At 74.0% G+C, this 17,187-nt stretch carries 17 protein-coding genes; 7 read left to right on the plus strand and 10 right to left on the minus strand.

Annotation, left to right across the window (positions count from 1 at the left end; genetic code table 11):
* The first annotated feature begins 90 nt into the window (after positions 1–90).
* Positions 91–1,173, plus strand: a complete 1,083-nt coding sequence (gene sepH, locus ACTMS0_RS02285; protein WP_441153391.1) for a septation protein SepH — start codon at positions 91–93, stop codon at positions 1,171–1,173.
* Between the two features lie 243 nt (positions 1,174–1,416).
* Positions 1,417–2,403 carry an aldo/keto reductase gene (locus ACTMS0_RS02290; RefSeq protein ID WP_441153392.1) on the plus strand — a complete coding sequence of 329 codons (987 nt, stop codon included), beginning with the start codon at positions 1,417–1,419 and terminating at the stop codon, positions 2,401–2,403.
* 107 nt (positions 2,404–2,510) lie between these two features.
* Here the strand turns inward: ACTMS0_RS02290 and thpR are convergent, their stop codons facing one another.
* The 5 genes from thpR to ACTMS0_RS02315 all read right to left on the minus strand — a co-directional run bounded on the left by thpR (position 2,511) and on the right by ACTMS0_RS02315 (position 7,056).
* A complete protein-coding gene (gene thpR / locus ACTMS0_RS02295; RefSeq protein WP_441153393.1) occupies positions 2,511–3,089 on the minus strand; it encodes an RNA 2',3'-cyclic phosphodiesterase in 579 nt (192 codons plus the stop codon).
* 9 nt (positions 3,090–3,098) lie between these two features.
* A complete protein-coding gene (locus tag ACTMS0_RS02300) occupies positions 3,099–3,608 on the minus strand; it encodes a hypothetical protein (RefSeq protein ID WP_441153394.1) in 510 nt (169 codons plus the stop codon).
* Positions 3,609–3,665: 57 nt separating this feature from the next.
* Entirely contained in the window at positions 3,666–4,946 is a 1,281-nt protein-coding gene (locus ACTMS0_RS02305; RefSeq protein WP_441153395.1) for an MFS transporter, read from the minus strand.
* Positions 4,947–5,015: 69 nt separating this feature from the next.
* Positions 5,016–5,465: a MarR family winged helix-turn-helix transcriptional regulator gene (locus ACTMS0_RS02310; protein WP_441153396.1), complete on the minus strand. Its 450-nt coding sequence runs from the start codon at positions 5,463–5,465 to the stop codon at positions 5,016–5,018.
* A gap of 118 nt (positions 5,466–5,583) precedes the next feature.
* On the minus strand, positions 5,584–7,056 hold the full coding sequence (locus ACTMS0_RS02315) for an NCS2 family permease (RefSeq protein ID WP_441153983.1): 1,473 nt from the start codon (positions 7,054–7,056) through the stop codon (positions 5,584–5,586).
* Between the two features lie 88 nt (positions 7,057–7,144).
* Here ACTMS0_RS02315 and ACTMS0_RS02320 point away from each other — a divergent pair, with 88 nt between their 5' ends.
* Positions 7,145–7,390 (plus strand): DUF2530 domain-containing protein, encoded by a 246-nt coding sequence (locus tag ACTMS0_RS02320; RefSeq protein ID WP_441153397.1) that lies wholly within the window; start codon positions 7,145–7,147, stop codon positions 7,388–7,390.
* Between the two features lie 19 nt (positions 7,391–7,409).
* Here ACTMS0_RS02320 and ACTMS0_RS02325 read toward each other — a convergent pair whose 3' ends face one another.
* The gene (locus ACTMS0_RS02325; protein ID WP_441153398.1) at positions 7,410–8,249 is read right to left on the minus strand and encodes a DUF3027 domain-containing protein; all 840 of its coding nucleotides are present in this window, start codon (positions 8,247–8,249) and stop codon (positions 7,410–7,412) included.
* Between the two features lie 86 nt (positions 8,250–8,335).
* Between ACTMS0_RS02325 and ACTMS0_RS02330 the strand changes: the two genes are divergently transcribed.
* A complete protein-coding gene (locus tag ACTMS0_RS02330; protein WP_441153399.1) occupies positions 8,336–9,952 on the plus strand; it encodes an MFS transporter in 1,617 nt (538 codons plus the stop codon).
* Positions 9,949–10,752, plus strand: coding sequence for a futalosine hydrolase (locus tag ACTMS0_RS02335; RefSeq protein ID WP_441153400.1), 804 nt, complete (start codon positions 9,949–9,951; stop codon positions 10,750–10,752). The genes ACTMS0_RS02330 and ACTMS0_RS02335 overlap by 4 nt, the downstream gene beginning before the upstream one ends.
* Here the strand turns inward: ACTMS0_RS02335 and ACTMS0_RS02340 are convergent.
* Complete coding sequence (locus ACTMS0_RS02340; protein ID WP_441153401.1) at positions 10,709–11,737, minus strand: helix-turn-helix domain-containing protein; 1,029 nt, start codon at positions 11,735–11,737, stop codon at positions 10,709–10,711. The genes ACTMS0_RS02335 and ACTMS0_RS02340 overlap by 44 nt on opposite strands.
* Before the next feature lie 665 nt (positions 11,738–12,402).
* Between ACTMS0_RS02340 and ACTMS0_RS02345 the strand changes: the two genes are divergently transcribed.
* Positions 12,403–13,317, plus strand: a complete 915-nt coding sequence (locus tag ACTMS0_RS02345; RefSeq protein WP_441153402.1) for a 1,4-dihydroxy-6-naphthoate synthase — start codon at positions 12,403–12,405, stop codon at positions 13,315–13,317.
* On the opposite strand, the gene ACTMS0_RS02350 is transcribed toward ACTMS0_RS02345, so the two are convergent.
* On the minus strand, positions 13,278–13,664 hold the full coding sequence (locus tag ACTMS0_RS02350) for a cold-shock protein (protein WP_441153404.1): 387 nt from the start codon (positions 13,662–13,664) through the stop codon (positions 13,278–13,280). The genes ACTMS0_RS02345 and ACTMS0_RS02350 overlap by 40 nt on opposite strands.
* Before the next feature lie 28 nt (positions 13,665–13,692).
* A complete protein-coding gene (locus ACTMS0_RS02355; RefSeq protein ID WP_441153405.1) occupies positions 13,693–14,319 on the minus strand; it encodes an HAD family hydrolase in 627 nt (208 codons plus the stop codon).
* Between the two features lie 84 nt (positions 14,320–14,403).
* On the opposite strand from ACTMS0_RS02355, the gene ACTMS0_RS02360 reads away from it, so the two are divergent.
* Positions 14,404–16,878: a helicase-associated domain-containing protein gene (locus ACTMS0_RS02360; protein WP_441153406.1), complete on the plus strand. Its 2,475-nt coding sequence runs from the start codon at positions 14,404–14,406 to the stop codon at positions 16,876–16,878.
* 30 nt (positions 16,879–16,908) lie between these two features.
* Here the strand turns inward: ACTMS0_RS02360 and ACTMS0_RS02365 are convergent, their stop codons facing one another.
* Positions 16,909–17,145 (minus strand): hypothetical protein, encoded by a 237-nt coding sequence (locus ACTMS0_RS02365; protein WP_441153407.1) that lies wholly within the window; start codon positions 17,143–17,145, stop codon positions 16,909–16,911.
* Positions 17,146–17,187 lie beyond the last annotated feature (42 nt).

Here is a 17,187-nt window from a genome sequence, read left to right on the forward strand (position 1 = left end):
CCTCCGGGCAGATGAGCGTACGGTAGTGCGAGACGCCCGGGTGGCCGATCCTGTGGCGTGCGGCCAGCGAAGCGGGACGGAGGCAACGCTATGCGCCCAGTACGCTTCGTCGCCCTCTCCGAGGACGGCCAGGCCCTGGTGCTCGCCGACGAGGTGGGGCGACTGCTCGCCCTGCCCATCGACGAGCGAGTCGCCACCGTGCTGCACACCGAGCCCGGTGCCCCGCCGCTCGCGGTGGCCCCGGCCCCCGCCGCCGAACCGGCGCCCTCCCTGTCCCCGCGCGACATCCAGGCACGGATCCGCTCGGGTGAGTCCGCTGAGGACGTGGCCCGCATCGCCGGCGTCCCGGTCGACCGGGTGCTGCGCTACGCCGGCCCGGTGCTCCAGGAGCGGGCGATGCTCGCGCAGCACGCCCGCCGCACCCGCCTCAAGGGCGCGGACAAGCCCACCCCGCTCGCCGAGGTGGTCAACGGTCGCCTGGCCCAGCACGGGATCGACACCGAGAAGATCTCGTGGGACGCGTGGCGTCGCGACGACGGCACCTGGCGGATCGTGGCCACCTGGCCGTCCGGCAAGGCCACCGCCCAGGCCGTCTGGGATCTGGACAAGACCCGCCAGGCGGTCACGCCGCACGACGACATGGCGCAGTACCTGTGCGCCGAGCGCCCGACGCCGATCCTCGGCCAGGAGCCGGCGCCCGAGCGCGGCGGCCACGCGCTGCCCGGCCCGTCGCGCGGCGAGCCGAGCCGGGGCGGGCACGGCCTGCCGGCACCGGCCGAGCACGCCCGCCCGGGCCGCGACCCGATCCGCGCCGGCCGGGACGCCCTGCTCGCCTCCCTCGACCGGCCGCTGGGCGGGACGTCCGGCCGCGGTCTCGAGCCGCGTACCCCGGCCGCCCTGGCCGGGTCGGACGCGCCGCGTCAGCGTGCGGTCGGCGGCGGGGCGGCGGCACTGCTCGGCGGCGGCCCCGGTTCCGCGTTCGACGACGACTCGGACGCGCCGAAGGAGATCCCGGCCGTCCCGTCGCTGGCCGTGCTGCGGCCGCGCCGGACGGCCGCGTCGGCGGCCACCGGCGGCGGCGAGTCGACCGACACCGGCAAGCCGCGCAAGCGGCTCCCAAGCTGGGACGACGTGCTCTTCGGCAGCGGCCCGGCGGCCCGCGAGTCCTCCTAGGGCTTGCTTCACGCGTGACGGTCGAGCCGAGACGAGGCCCAGGCGTCGTCCGGCAAGGCGGAGGGATGTCCGGATACCGGTGTTGTATCCGGACATCCCGACAACGCCGCCGGGCGACGCCTGGGTCCGGCGCAGGCCGGCCAGCATGCGTGAAGCAAGCCCTGCACCCGGCTCGGCTGCGGCGGTGCTTCCGCCGCAGTCGAGGGGCGGCGACCCTTCGGTGGCCGTGGCAGGGTGGGTTCCATGGAGTACACGAACCTGGGTCGCACCGGCCTGTCGGTCAGCCGTCTCTGCCTCGGGACGATGAACTTCGGCCCGCAGACGGACGAGCCCGACAGCTTCGCCATCATGGACCGCGCCCTGGAGCACGGGATCAACTTCTTCGACACCGCCAACGTGTACGGCTGGAAGCTCGGCGAGGGGGTCACCGAGCAGATCATCGGCCGCTGGCTGGCGCAGGGCGGCGGCCGGCGGGACAAGGTCGTGCTGGCCACCAAGGTGTACGGCAAGATGGGCGACTGGCCCAACGAGCAGGGCCTCTCCGCCCGGCACATCATCCGCGCCTGTGAGGACTCGCTGCGCCGGCTGCGGACCGACACCATCGACCTCTACCAGATGCACCACATCTCCCGGACCACGCCGTGGGAGGAGATCTGGCAGGCCATGGAGACCCTGGTCGCCCAGGGCAAGGTGGTCTACGTCGGATCGTCCAACTTCGCCGGTTGGCACATCTCCGTCGCGCAGGAGGCGGCCGCCCGGCGGAACTTCCTCGGCCTCGTCTCCGAGCAGTGCATCTACAACCTCCTCACCCGGCACGTCGAGCTGGAGGTCGTCCCGGCCGCACAGCACCACGGCCTCGGCATCATCCCGTGGTCGCCGCTGCACGGCGGGCTGCTCGCCGGTGTGCTGCGCAAGATGGCCGAGGGCGGGGCGGCCCGCGGCACCAGCGGCCGCGCCGCCGACGCGCTCGCCGAGCACCGGCCGACCATCGAGGCGTACGAGAAGCTCTGCGCCGACCTGGGGCACGACCCGGCGGACGTGGCGCTCGGCTGGCTGCTCACCCGGCCCGGGGTGACCGCCCCGATCATCGGGCCGCGCACCGTCGAGCAGCTCGACCGGTCCCTCGGCGCCCTCGACGTGGCGCTCGACGACGCGACACTGACCCGTCTCGACGAGCTGTTCCCGCCGCTGGGCAACGGCGGCCCCGGCCCCGAGGCCTGGGCCTGGTGAGCGCTTGGCCCCGGTGACGTATTCCGCCGCACTTTCACGGAAAGAGTGGCCATCCGGCGACGGATGGGGCCTCTTTCCGTGAAAGTGCGCGCAGGGCGCCACGCCGGTCAGAGGGGCCAGGCGGCGACGCGGTCGTAGGTGGGGCGGGGGCCCGGGTTGCTGCGCATCAGTACCAGTTCGCTGGCCGGCCACTCCGGGCCCTCGTACGCGTGCAGCGCCTCGACGTCGGCCGCCACGTCGGCCGCGGGCACCCGGTCACCGGGGCGGGCGATCGTCAGGTGCGGGCGGAACGGCCTCTCGTCGTACGGGAGGCGGCCGTGCCGCAGGCGGGAACGGATGAGCCGGGCCAGCACGGTCAACGCTTCGACCTCGCCGCGCAGGTCCACCCAGAGGACCGTGAAGCGGCCCCGCCCGAACTTCCCGCCCCCGCCGAGCCGGAGCCGGGGTGCGGCCTCCCGCCCGTCCCGGGACCACTCGGCGGCCAGCCCGAGGGCGCTCTCCACCGCCGTCAGCCGGTCCGCCTCCACCTCACCGAGGAAGGCGACCGTGACGTGCGTGTGGGCCGGATCGGCGAGGCGGACGTTGATCCCGCCGGCGGCCGCCGCACCGACGCGCAGGAGGGCGACCTGCGCGCTGAGGTGCTCCACGACGATGGGCGGCGGGTAGACGGCGGCGAAGAGCCTCAACCCGGCCTCTCAACGGTGGCGCTGGCGGTGCTCGGCCCGGGCGGCGGGCAGGATCAGCCCGGCCCGGTGCAGCACGCCCTCGACCCGCACCCGCTCGATCTCACGGTCGACCCCGGTGAGCTCGTCGAGGTGTTCGGTGATGCCGAGGGCGGCGCAGGCCCGGCGGAGCCGCTCGTCGTACGCCTGGAGCACCGCGCCGTGCCAGACCGCCGACCGTCCGCCCGCGCCGATCCGCTGGCCGCCGAGGCGGCGCAGGTCGGCGGCGAGCTGCTCCAGCGGACGCCGGTCCGGCCGGTCGAACCCGCTCAGGTCCAGGTCCCGGGTGAGCGCGTCGGCCTCGACCGCCCGGTCCAGCCGGGCGATGGTGCGTCTTTCCCGCTGCCGCTCCCGCCACTCCCCGAAGCCGCAGACCAGCCGGTCGACCAGCTCGTCAGCACAGAAGAGCAGCGCGATCACCACGGGCAGACACACCACGGCACCGACCATCAGGGTCAGCAGCAGCGCGCGTCCCAGTTCCACGAATCGACGCTAAGCCGACCGCTGCCGCCCCGCCACCGGATTCGCCGATCCGCACCGTCACAGCCGCTCGGTGACGTAGAAGCGGGGCATCGGCAGGATCCGGAACCGCAGCCGGGCCCCGGAACGGCGCAGCTGCCACGCCAGCGCGAGCAGGGCGGTGGCCAGGGTGACGAGACCGCCGATCCAGATGCTCGCGCCGGCGCCGTACGTCTCGGCGATCCAGCCGATGACCGGCGCGCCCACCGGGTTGGTGCCGAGGAACACCAGCACCCACAGCGCCATGACGCGGCCCCGGAAGGCGGCGTCGGTGCCGAGCTGGATCCGCTGGTTGCAGGCTTGCGCGAAGAAGACCATGAAGAACCCGGTCGGCAGGAGCAGCACGACCACCAGCCAGTACGTGGGAGCGAGCCCGACCAGCGTGCCGAAGGAGCCGCAACCCACGGCGGCGCCCAGCACCAGCCACACCGACGGGCGGCTGCGCCGCCCGGTGCCGGCCAGCGCCCCGATCAGCGCGCCCACCGCGAGGGCGCTGCTGAACAGGCCGAACGACGCGGCGCCGGTGTTGAAGACGGTCTTGGCCAGCGCGGCGAGGGTGAGCTGGAAGTTGAACATCGAGGTGGCGATCACCAGGATCATCACCATCGGCAGGAGCAGGTCGGGGCGGCCCCAGACATAGCGCAGCCCGTCGACGACCTTGGCCGACGCCCGCTCCTCGCGGGGCAGTAGTGCCTCGCGGTGCAGCTCGGCCGGACGCATCCGGACCACGTTCACCAGCGGGGCGATCGAGCTGAGGGCAGTGACAAGGAAGACCGGTCCGACGTCGAAGGCGGCGATGGCCAGACCGGCGAGGGCCGGGCCGACGATCCTCGCGGAGTTGAAGGTCGCCGCGTTGAGCGAGAGTGCGTTCGGCAGCAGCCGCGTTCCAACGAGCTCGGACACGAAGGCCTGCCGGACCGGCGTCTCCACCGCGTTGGCGACGCCGAGCGCGGCGGCGAAGGCGAAGACGTGCCAGAGTTCCACCAACCCCGTGAGCACCAGCAGGCTCATCGCCAGCGAGAGCACGGTCCAGAACGCGTTGGCGACGAAGAGCAGCACGCGCTTGTCGTACCGGTCGGCGAGCCGGCCGGAGAGAAGCGTGAGCAGCAGGACCGGGGTGAACTGGAGGGCCGTGACGATGCCGAGGGCGGTGGCCGAGTTGTCGGAGAGCTCGAGGACGAGCCAGTCCTGGGCGATGAACATCATCCAGACGCCGATCAGCTTGATCAGCTGCCCGGATGTGAAGAGCCGGTAGTTGCGGACCTGTAGGGACTGGAACATCGTGCTCAGCTTCGACTGCACTCTAGGTGCGCCTCCCTCGCGTACGCGTCATCACCGTCGGACGGCGCGGTCGCGGGTGGCTCGAAAGCCTCAGGCGCGGGCAAGCTGGTGCAGGATCTCCGCCGCCTGGCGCAGCGTGTCCCGTTCCTCCTCGCCCAGTTCGGCCAGCCGGTGGGCCAGCCACTCGTCCCGGGCGCGCTCGAACTGGTCGAGCACCGCCCGGCCCCCCTCGGTCGCCGCAAGGATCACCTGCCGGCCGTCGGTCGGGTGAGGGGTGCGCTGCACGAGGCCACGCTCCTCCAGCTTCGCGACGATCTTCGTCATCGTCGGTGGCTGGACCCGCTCGACGTCGGCCAGCTCCCGGGGCGTCAGCGCGCCCGCCAGCCGGAGGCTGGTGAGCGCGGAGAGCTGGGTGACCGTGAGGTCGCCGACCGGCCGGGCCTGGCGGACCCGCCGGTTGAGCCGGGTGATCGCATCACGCAACTGAACCGCCAGTTGCGCCGGTGGCATGCTCTTCGCCGTCACCGTCCGCTCCGTCACGATAGTTAGCCTAACTAATGAGCCTGGCTAACGACATGCGATATGACCATGCTCACGGGGAGGTTTGTCCTGCTCCGGGCCGGGAATCCAGTTCGGAGGCCCGGCCCGGAGCGAGACGTCACAGCAGCACGGACTCGATGGGCCCGCGCAGGAAGTACAGCACGAACAGGGCCGCGACGCCGTAGAGCAGCGGGTGAAGCTCCCGCGCCTTGCCCTTGGCGAGCTTCACCACCACGTACGTGATCAGGCCGGCGCCGATGCCGTTGGAGATCGAGTACGTGAACGGCATCAGCACGATCGTGAGGAACGCGGGGATCGCGATCTCGTAGTCCGTCCAGTCGATCGTCCGGACCGCCGTCATCATCAGGAAGCCGACCACCACGAGCGCGGTCGACGCCGCCTCGAACGGCACGACCACCACCAGCGGCGCGAGGAACATCGCCAGCAGGAACAACACGCCGGTGACCAGGTTGGCCGCGCCCGTCCGGGCGCCCTCCGCGACACCCGCGGCGCTCTCGATGTACGACGTGTTGCTGGACACGCTCGCCGCACCACCACCGGCCGCGGCGATCGAGTCGACCAGCAGGATCTCCTTGGCCCGCGGCGGGGTGCCCCGCTCGTCGAGCATGCTCCCCTCCTGGCCGACCGCGACCATCGTGCCCATCGTGTCGAAGAAGTCGGTGATGAGCAGGGTGAAGACGAACATCAGCACGACCAGCCAGCCGGCGCGGCTCCACGAGTCGAGCACGTTGAAATTGCCGAGCAGCGACAGGTCCGGCGCGTCCACGATCCTGCTCGGCAGCTCCGGCACGTTCAGCGCCCAGCCCTTGGGGTTCGACACGCCGTTCACGAAGGACGGGCCGATGTTCCCCAACGCCTCGACCACCATCGCCAGCGCGGTCGAGGCCAGGATGCCGATCAGGATCGCGCCCTTGACCCGGCGTACCACCAGCACCAGGGTCAGCAGCAGACCCACCACGAAGACCAGCATCGGCCAGCTGACCAGCTTGCCGCCGATGCCCAGGCCGACCGGCACGGTCGTGTTCGCCGCGTCCGGGATCCGCCGCACGAAGCCCGCGTCGACCAGGCCGATGATGGTCAGGAAGAGGCCGATGCCGACGCCGATCGCGGTCTTCATCTGCGTGGGCACCGAGCGGAACACCGCCGTACGCAGACCGGTGAGCACCAGCACCGCGATGATCACACCCTCGATCACCACCAGACCCATCGCGTCCGCCCAGGTCATCTCCGGTGCGATCTCGTACGCGACCAGCGCGTTGACGCCGAGGCCGGCGGCGAGCGCCAGCGGGAACCGGCCGACCACGCCCATGAGGATCGTCATCAGCCCGGCGACCAGGGCGGTCGCCGCGGCGAGGGCGGGGATCGGCAGCTTCTGGCCGTCACCGTCGACGGCGGCGCCGAGGATGAGCGGGTTGAGCACGACGATGTACGCCATCGTGAAGAAGGTGGCCAGGCCACCACGGACCTCGCGACTCATCGTCGAGCCACGGGCGGAGATCTCGAAGTAGCGGTCGAAACCGTTCCGCGGCTCTGCGGACGGTGTGCCGTTGTCGGGCGGGGCTACTGCCATCAGGTCCTCGCAGGTGATCTTCCGTTGTCGCGCCGCATCGTCCCAGATCACCGGCCGGGCGGGAAAGTTCATCCCGTACGCTTGCCGCGTGCCGAAGGAGCAGCCACCGCGCCCCGAGCCGCTCGACCCGCCGATGGTGCCGTTCGCCCTCGCCGGGATGGCCGCCTGGGCGGTCGCCGGGCTCGTGCTGCTGCTCTTCCGCGACCGGCTGGTCGAGAACGGGCACGAGAACTGGCTCTGGACATGCCTGGCCGGCTTTCTGTGGGGGTTCCCCGGTCTCGCCGTGATGATGCGGCACGACACGAACCGTCGCCGCCGCCGCGCCGGCCACTGACCCGGGCCGGCCGGTCACCTCACGGGTGCCCGTACGGCTCCGCCGGCTCGGAGGCCTCCACCGACCCGTGCGCCCGGCTGACCGAGACGGCCTCGACCGCGCTGTCGTCGTAGACGGTCGGCATCTCCTCGACCGGGGTCTCCGGCGTCTCGACCAGGATCTCCGAGTGCGCGCCGCAGCCGTGGTCGACGCTCACCACCCGGCCGTCGTCTGGCGCGAAGAAGTTGCCGCAGGCCCCGAAGGCCGGCCGCAGGGAACCGGCCAGCGGCAGGTAGAAGCCGCACGTGCCGCAGCGGGCGGCGGCGGGGGCCGCGGCGGAGATCGGCGCGGCCGGGCCGTGGTCGCCCTCGTACCACCGCTGGGCGGCCTCACTGCGCCCCTCCCGGGACATCACCCGCGCCCGGCCGAGGCCCAGCTCCCACGCCGTCTCCTCGACCGCCGGGTCGTCGGAGAGCACGTAGCCCGGCTGGAGCCGCTCGTCCTCCGGCGGGGTCGGCAGCAGGTCGCCGGGGCCGAGGTCGCCCGGCTTGAGCCGCTCCTGCCAGGGCAGCCAGCCGGGGGCGAGCAGCGCGTCCGGACCGGGCAGCAGGACCGTCTCGCAGATCGTCACGTTGCGGCTGCGGGGCACCCGGGTGACGGTGACCGCCCAGCGCCAGCCGCGGTAACCGGCCAACCGGCACTCGAAGTAGTGCGTGACGAGGCGGTCGCCCTCGGCGACGGCGTGGATGTGGTCGCCGACGTCCGACGGGTCGACCTCGGTGATGGCTTCGCGCGCCAGCTCGACGGCGGCGGCGCAGACCTGGTCGAGACGGGCGGCACGAGCGGAGGCGGGCCTGGTCACCCGACCATTGTTCCCCATGCGGACGGCCGCCTGACAGGCACTCCCCGGAACCATCTGCGGCGGTGGTGGCACGTACGTCCGGCCGATGGGCGAGGATGGTGCTCATGCCGCTGTTCTCCCGCTCCGAGCGTTCCGTCCTCGGGCGGACCGTCGGCACGGGCGTCAAGGCCATCCGCCTGCTGTTCCGCGGCTCGGTCAGCAGCAGCCGCTGGATGACCCGCTCGGCGGGGCGCGCCCGGGCCCGGGGCGCCGGCGGCGAGGTCGGCATGGTCCGCCTGTTCGACATGCACGCGATCTCCTGCGCCGGGGACACGCTCATCGCGATCGGCCTCGCCGGGACGATCTTCTTCAACGTCCCGCTCGGCGAGGCGCGCAGCAAGGTCGCGCTCTACCTGCTGGTGACCATGGTGCCGTTCGCCATGCTCGCGCCGGTGGTCGGCCCGCTGCTCGACCACTTCCGGCACGGCCGCCGCTACGCGCTGGCCGCCACCATGCTCGGGCGGGCCTTCCTGGCCTGGCTGATCTCCGACTACATCCACGGCTTCGGCCTCTACCCGGCGGCCTTCGGCGTGCTGGCGCTCTCCCGCGCGTACGGGGTGGCCCGCTCGGCGGCCGTGCCCCGGCTGCTCCCGGAGGGGCTCGGCCTGTCCCAGGCCGGTGCCCGGGCCAGCGTCTACGGCACCGTGGCCGGGGCCCTGGTCGCGCCGATCGGCCTGGCCGCCTTCTGGTTCGGGCCGCAGTGGCCGCTGCGGGTCGCCTCGGTGATCTTCCTGGTCGGCATGGTCATCGCCCTGCGCCTGCCGCCGAAGGCCGACTCGGAGCCGCCGGAGCGGGTGCCGCGCCCGCTGCGGACACTCGGACGGCGTACCGGCGACCGGCCGCTGGGCCGGGGCCGCCCGCACGGCCGACTGGTGATCGCCACCCTCATCGGAGCCGCCACCCTGCGCGCCGTCTACGGCTTCCTCCTGCTCTTCCTCGCCTTCGCGATCAAGGCCGGCGACCTGACCACGACCTTCTTCGGCCGCAACCTCAGCGATGAGGCCGCGCTGGGCCTGATCGGCGGGGCGCTCGCGGTCGGCAGCTTCCTCGCCACCGCGATCGGCACCCGGCTGCGCATCCACCGGCCGGCGGCAATCCAATCCAGCGGCATGGTCATCGTCGGCGGGGTAGCCGTCCTCGCGGCGCTGAAGTTCTCGCTCCCGATGGTCGCGCTGCTCTGCCTGGTCGCCGCCATGATGAGCGGCATCGCGAAGCTCGCGGTCGACGCCTCGATCCAGGAACGCATCCCGGAGCGGCTGCGGGCCAGTTCCTTCGCCCACTCCGAGACCGTGCTCATGCTCGCCTTCGTCGCCGGCGGAGGCCTGGGGCTCGTCCCGTTCGACGGTCGCCTCGGCATCGCCGTCGCCGCCGGCGTGGCGGCGCTCGCCACCGCACGCGGCATCGTGGTCGCGGGCCGGCTGCGCGCCGAGAAGCTGATCGGGCGGCCGCTCGCGGACGACGAGCTCACCGAGGACGAGTCGGCCCCCGACGAGCCCGGCCACCTCGGCCGCACCGTCGAGGACCCCACCCCCACCTCCCCCGCCCCCGCGCGGAGCGGGCCGATGGACGACGACGGCCTGGCGCCGCCGGGCTACCACATCTACCGCCCGTCGTCGGCGGTCGCCGGCCCCGGCGGCACCGACGAGGAGACCCGGCGGGGGCCCCGGGGGCCGCTCACGTGACGCGTCTGCTGGTGGTCACCGCGGTGCCCGCGGAGGCCGACGCGGTCCGGGCGGGTATTGCGGCAGCCCTCGCGGGCCCGCCGGCCGTCTCCGTGCCGCCGGTCGGGCCGGTCGGGCCGGTCGGGCCGGGCTTGCCGGGCGTCTCCGGGCCGCCGGGCGGGCCGGGCGGGCCGGGTGTGCCAGGTGTGCCGGGCGGTTCCGATCAGGTTGCCACCGTGGTGCCGGTCGGCGTCGGTTCCGCGGTCGCGGCGGCGGCCACGGCCCGGCTGCTGGCGCTGGCGGAGGCCGCCGGGCAGCCGTACCGGGCGGTCGTCAGCGCCGGCGTCGCGGGCGGCTTCCCCGGTCGGGTCGAGGTCGGCGGCACGGTCGTCGGCACCAGCGCGATCGCCGCCGACCTGGGCGCCGAGTCCCCAGAGGGCTTCATCCCGGTCGACCAGCTCGGCATGCCGGCGGAGCTGCTCGGCGGCGGCACCACCGTCACCGCCGACCCGGCCCTGGTGGCCGCCCTCCGGACCGCGCTCCCGGCCGCCGCGGTGGGCCCGGTGCTGACCGTCAGCACGGTCACCGGCACCGCTGCCAGCACCGACGCGCTACGCCGCCGGCACCCCGACGCGATGGCCGAGGCCATGGAGGGGTACGGGGTGGCCGTCGCCGCCGCACACGCAGGCCTTCCCTTCGTGGAACTGCGTACCGTCTCCAACCCGGTCGGCCCCCGCGACCGCGACGCCTGGCGCCTGCGCGAGGCGCTCGCCGCCCTCACCGAGGCCGCCCCGGCCCTCCTGGCGTTGCGACGGCCGTGACTGAACCGCTTGTTCCCGCGAGGTCGAACCGTAGCGCCACCGGCGAACCACCCCACTGCTTTCGGTAACCGCACGCGAGGAGGAAACCGACGCCGTCCCCCGAGGCCACCGCGTGCACGGTCCACAGCCCCGCCCGACTCATCTCGTCGCCGAGGAGTGTCACCAGCCGCCGGCCGATTCCCATCATGCGCAGCTGCGGGGCGACGACGATCCCGTCCAGGACCAGCGAATTCCGGTCATCCAGGTCGTATCCGAGCAAGAGGTCGTCGCTCTGTTCGTGGGCCCGCAGCTCGCCAACCCGGCGCCCGTCGGGCAGCTCGGCCACCAATCGCCAGGAGCCGTCCGGCAGCCCCTCCCGGCAGCGACGCACGCTCAGTGCGCCCGGAAGCCACTGCCGCAGTCGCCGGTCGTCCCGACGCTCACGATCGAGGTCGTAGGTGAACTCGGGCACCCGGAGCGGCCAACGCTCCGGCGGCAACGTGTACCAGTGTGCCCACCATGCCCCGGGCCAGTCGTGCAGCGTGCGGACCTTCCGCACGTCGAGATGGGCGGGGTAGCGGCGGCCGGCCTCGTCGCGCGCCTCCCCGTGCGGCTCGCCACCCAACTCCTCGCCACCCAGCCGCACGCCATCCGGTCCCTCGACGGAGTCACGGACGCGCACGACGAGTTCGTAGCCGGCCGCCTGGAGCAGCCGCTCCACCGTCCGCAGGCGCGGATCCGACTCAGCCCTCGACTCGAGTCGCGCCAGGGTGCTCTTCGGCACGCCTGATCGCTCGGCAAGCTCGCGCTGACTCAGATCAGCCCGATGCCGCGCCGCTCGCAGGGCGGCACCGACGTCGAGCCTGGTCTCCTCAGACATGCGTCGATGGTTCCGCGACCAGGGGCAGAACTTCAACAGGGCGGCGAAACCTGTGGACAAACCTGTGGACACGCCAACCCGACGCGGGGTGCGATGCCTGTTTCGGCCGCTGTCGAGCTGCCCCATCAGTGAGACCACGGTCCGCGCCGGACCTCGTAACGTCCGCCCGCCCCTGCGCGGCGGACGGCGTGGCGGCGCGCGCGGCGGCGTGCGTGGGGCGGCGGACGGCGTGACGGCGCGCGCGTGACGGCGCGCGCGTGACGGCGGACGGCGTGGCGGCGCGCGTGACGGCGGGCGGACGGGGCGGCGTGGCGGCGTGGCGGCGGGCGGCGTGGCGGCGGGCGGCGTGGCGGCGCGCGTGGCGGCGGACGGACGGGGCCGGGGGGGACCGTGAACGACGGACGGCGTGGCGGCGGGCGCACGCCGCCGCGGCGGGGCCAGGGGAGGGACCGTGAGAGACGCTGCCCCATCTGTAGGGGCAGCTCGACAGCGACGCTGTCGAGCACATTCCGACCCACTGCGACCCACTGCCCCGCCCATGAGGGCAGCTCGACAGCACAACCGACCACCACACCCCGAACCGTTGCCCCACCAATGAGGGCAGCTCGACAGCGAGCTGGTGACGACGTGGCCGTCGGGCTTCCGCTTCCGCTTCCGACCCCGTCCGTCCCATACACGTCCGTGCGAATACGTGTCCTGGCACTTCACGTCCCGAGCCTTCAGGCGGTGGGGCTCACAGTCGCCAGGGTCGGGGTGGGCGGACAGATCCACAGCGGGGCTACGGTGGGGGCGTGGCGCTCTCGCTGGCGATCTCGCCCTGTCCCAACGACACGTTCGTCTTCCACGCCCTCGTGCACGGGCAGGTGCCGGGGGCGCCGCCGGTCGAGGTGACCTACGCGGACGTCGACGTCACCAACACCGCCGCCGAACGCGGGGCGTTCGACCTGGTCAAGGTGAGCTACGCGGCGTTGCCGTGGCTGCTCGACGACTACCACCTGCTGCCCTGCGGCGGCGCGCTCGGCCGGGGCTGCGGCCCGCTGGTGCTGACCCAGCCCGACCGCTACCGGCCCGACCGCGACCATGCCGACCGCGAGCAGGCCGACCATGACGACGGTGGTCGCGCGGATGGGGCACGCGCCGATCGCGCGGACCTGACCGGTGCGACCGTCGCCGTGCCCGGCGACCGGACCACGGCGTACCTGCTGTTCCGCCTCTGGTCTGCCGGGCGGCCGCCGGCCCGGATCGAGGTGGTGCCGTTCCACGAGATCATGCCGGGGGTCGCGGCCGGGCGGTACGACGCGGGTCTGGTGATCCACGAGGCGCGGTTCACCTATCCGCGGCACGGTCTGACCGCCCTGGTCGACCTCGGTGAGTGGTGGGAGGCCGACACCGGCCTTCCGATCCCGCTCGGCGCGATCCTGGCGCGGCGCGGGGCGGTGGACCCGGAGGCCGCCGCGGAGTGGATCCGGGAGTCGGTCCGCCGGGCCTGGGCGGACCCGGCGGCCAGCCGGGAGTACGTGCTGGCGCACGCGCAGGAGATGGAGCCCGACGTGGTGGACCGGCACATCGGCCTCTACGTCAACGAGTTCACCGCCGACCTGGGTGAGGCCGGATTCGCCGCCGTCGAGGCGCTGCTGGGCCGGGCCGCCGACGCCGGGCTGGTGCCTCAGACCTCCAGCTCGCGGGCGACCGCGTGGACCAGCTGAGCGACCTTCTGCGCGGTCTTCCGGTCCGGGAAGCGGCCCCGGCGCAGGTCCGGCTGGACCTTCGCCTCGAGCACCTTGATCATGTCCTCGACGAGGCCGTGCAGCTCCTCGGCCGGCCGGCGGCGCAGCTCCGCCACCGAGGGCGGGGCCTCCAGCAGCTTGACCCCCATCGCCTGGGCTCCCCGGCGGCTGTCGACCACGCTGAAGTCGACGCGCTGCCCGCCCTTGAGGTCGGTGACACCCGCCGGTAGCGCGGCCTTGGGCAGGAACACGTCGCCACCCTCGTCACTGGTGACGAACCCGTATCCCTTGGTCGCGTCGTACCACTTCACTCGGCCCGTCGGCACCTGAGAACCTCTGCTTCGCTCAAGACGTCTACTGCTTCAAGGCTAGCCGGATCATGCGGTCCAGCGCCGCCGGGAATCCGGTGAGATCATCCAGCACCAGCTCGGCCCCGGCCGCGCCCAGCTCCTCAGGGGTGCAGGGCCCGGTGGCCACCGCGATCCCGGGCACCCCGGCCGTCCGGGCGGCGGCCATGTCCGCCACATGGTCGCCGACGTAGTGGGTGGCGCCGTGCTCCCGCAGGGCGGTCGCCTTCTCCTCGGCGAACAGGTCGCCGGCCACCTCGTCGACCACGAGGCCCAGGTGGTCCAGGTGCAGCCGGGCGAGGCGGCCCAGCTTCGAGGTGACGACGAGCACCCGCCCCCCGCGGGCACGGACCGCCTCGATCGCCGCCCGCGCGCCGGGCAGCGGGACGGTCGGTGTGATCGCGTACGCCGGGTAGAGCTCGCGGTAGGTGCGGACCGCGCCCTCGACCTGCTCCGGCGGGAACCACCGGGCGATCTCGGTCCGCAGCGGCGGCCCGAGCCGGGACACGGCCGCCTCGGCGTCCACGTGCACACCGGTCCGGGCGGTCAGCGCCCGGTACGCGGCGGCGATCCCGGGGCGGGAGTCGACCAGGGTCATGTCGAGGTCGAAGCCGACCGTCGGGGGCGAAGGCATGCCGAAGACCGTACCCGTTTCGGCCCGACGAGCCGGACGTCCGAGGGGCGGGAGGGCCTCCCGCCGGGCTAGCGTGGAACGACGATGACCACCTCACTCGCCGACCACCTGCGCGCGCTGCCCGACGAGTCCCTCGCCGCCCTGCTCCAGCAGCGGCCCGACCTCGTCGTGCCCGTGCCGGCCGACATCTCCGCGCTCGCCATCCGGGCCCAGTCCCGGGTGTCGGTGGCCCGTGCCCTGGACGGCCTGGACCAGTTCACGCTCCAGATCCTGGACGCCGCCCGGCTGACCCGGGACCCGTCGGACGGCACCACCAGCATCGACGCGATGCTCGCCATGGCGACCGCCGGCGCGACCCCGCCCGCCCCGGCCACCGTACGGGCGGCGGTGGAGCGGCTCCGGTCCCTCCTGCTGCTGTACGGCCCGGACGACCGTCTCCAGCTCGTCGGCGGCATCGACGAGATCTCCCCGTACCCGGCGGGCCTGGGCCGGCCGGCCGCGGAGCTGGACCTGCGGACGGCGGCGCTGTGCGCGGACCCGGCGAAGCTCCGGCGCACACTGCTGGCCGCGCCCCCTTCGGCCCGGGCGATCCTGGACCGGCTGGCCGCCGGCCCGCCGGTGGGCACCGTCCCGCCAGGGGCCCTGCAGGCGCCACCGGTCGGCGCGGAGGACGACCTGCCGCCCGACCAGACGAACGGCGGCGCGCCGACCGGTTCGCCGGTGCGCTGGCTGGTCGACCACCGGCTGCTGGTGCCGGTCACGACGGGCCGCAGCGGCGGGGCCGGCACGGTGGAGCTGCCCCGGGAGATCGGGCTGCTGCTGCGCCGGGACACCGGCCCGCTCGGCCCGCTGCGCACCAGCCCACCGCCGGTGTCGGCGGCGCCGCGCGAGCCGAAGGCGGTCGACTCCGCGGGGGCCGGGCAGACCATGGAGGTGGTACGCCAGGCCGAGTCACTGCTCGAGCAGCTCGCCGCCGAGCCGGCCCCGGTGCTGCGTTCCGGCGGTCTCGGCGTCCGTGACCTGCGCCGGCTGGCCCGCGCCGTCGGGCTGGACGAGTCGACGGCCGCCCTGCTGCTTGAAACGTCGTACGCGGCGGGGCTGACCGGCGAGCTGGAGCTGCCCGGGGCGGTGACGACCCGCCACGGCGCCGACCAGCAGGTGGTGCCGAGCGCCGGGTACGAGGTGTGGCGCGCCGGATCGCTGGCCCAGCGGTGGGAGCAGCTGGCCCGGGCATGGCTGACGATGACCCGGCAGCCGGGGCTGGTCGGTCAGCGCGACGACCGCGACCGGCCGATCACGGTGCTCTCCCCGGAGGCGGAGCGGGCCGGGGCGCCGGCCGTCCGGCGGGCGGTGCTCCAGGTACTCGCGGATCTGGAGCCGGCCACCGCACCCACCTCCGAGGAGGTGCTGGAGCTGCTCGACTGGCGGGCGCCGCGGCGCAGCCGGGGCCGCGAGGCGGCGCACCGGGAGGTGCTGGCCGAGGCGGCCACGCTGGGTGTGACCGGGCTGGGGGCGCTCACCTCGTACGGGCGGCTGCTGCTCGCCGACGTGACGTCGAGCGACGAGCGGGGGACGGACGACCCGCTGGGGCTGCGGGCCGACACCGAGGGCGAGCCGTCCACGGCCGTCCGTGCCCTGGACGCGCTGCTGCCCGCCCCGGTCGACCACTTCCTGGTGCAGGCCGACCTGACCGTGGTGGTGCCCGGCCCGCCCGACCCGGCGCTCGCGGCCGAACTCGACGTGGTGGCCGAGCACGAGTCGGCCGGTGGGGCCAGCGTGCACCGGGTCACCCCGGCGAGCGTGCGCCGGGCGCTGGACGCCGGCTACTCCGCCGACGACCTGCACGGGCTGTTCCGGCGGCGCTCCCGCACGCCGGTGCCGCAGGGGCTCACGTACCTGGTGGACGATATCGCCCGCCGGCACGGCGGCCTGCGGGTCGGCTCGGCCGGGGCGTACGTGCGCAGCGACGACGAGGCGCTGCTCACCGAAGTACTGGCGGACAAGCGGCTGGAGGCGCTGGCGCTGCGCCGGCTCGCGCCGACCGTGCTGGCCACCCCGTACCAGGTGGGCCGGATGCTCACGACGTTGCGCGAGGCGGGGTACGCGCCGGTGCCGGAGGACGCCACGGGCGCTGCCGTGCTCACCCGGCCGAAGGCGCGCCGGGCGCCGACGCGGGTGTCGGTCGCCGCGCGTACGGTCGACCCGCTCACCGCCCCGAAGCTGCCGATGCCCCGCCTGCTCGGGGTGGTCGAGCAGATCCGGCGTGGCGACGCCGCCGCCCGGGCGGCCCGGCGGGCACCGGCGGTGGTGCGCGGCCAGGTCCCCGCCGGCCCGGTGCCGGTGCACAGTCACACCGACGCGCTGGCGGTGCTCCAGCAGGCGGTGCGGGACAAGGCGCTGGTCTGGGTGGGATATGTCGACGCACACGGGGCAACCGCGTCCCGGCTGGTGCGGCCGGTATCGATCGGAGCGGGCTACCTCCGGGCCGAGGACGAGCGGACGGAGATGCTGCACACGTTCGCCCTGCACCGGATCACGGCGGCGGTGCTGGAGGACTGACCGGCCGCGCCGGGCATGGCCCGCGCCCGGTCAGCGGCGGTTCTGGCGCACCGTGCCGACGATGGCGATGAGCAGCAGCAGCCCGAACCCGGTGCCGGCCGTCTCCCCGACCGAGGCGACGAAGCCCTGGCGCTGCACGAGCCAACCGAAGAGGAACCAGGCGAAGAGGAGCACCCCGGCGGCCGCGTACGCGACCACGGTGGCGGTGGACACCGGCTCGGTCGGCACCGGCCGCGTTTCGGTTAGCACGTCCTGGTCGACGGTCATCCCCGTCCTCCCCGTCCGTCAGCGAACCCGGGAGTCCAGAGT

This window comes from Micromonospora sp. H33 (genome assembly GCF_052068455.1).
Classification (GTDB): Bacteria; Actinomycetota; Actinomycetes; order Mycobacteriales; family Micromonosporaceae; genus Micromonospora.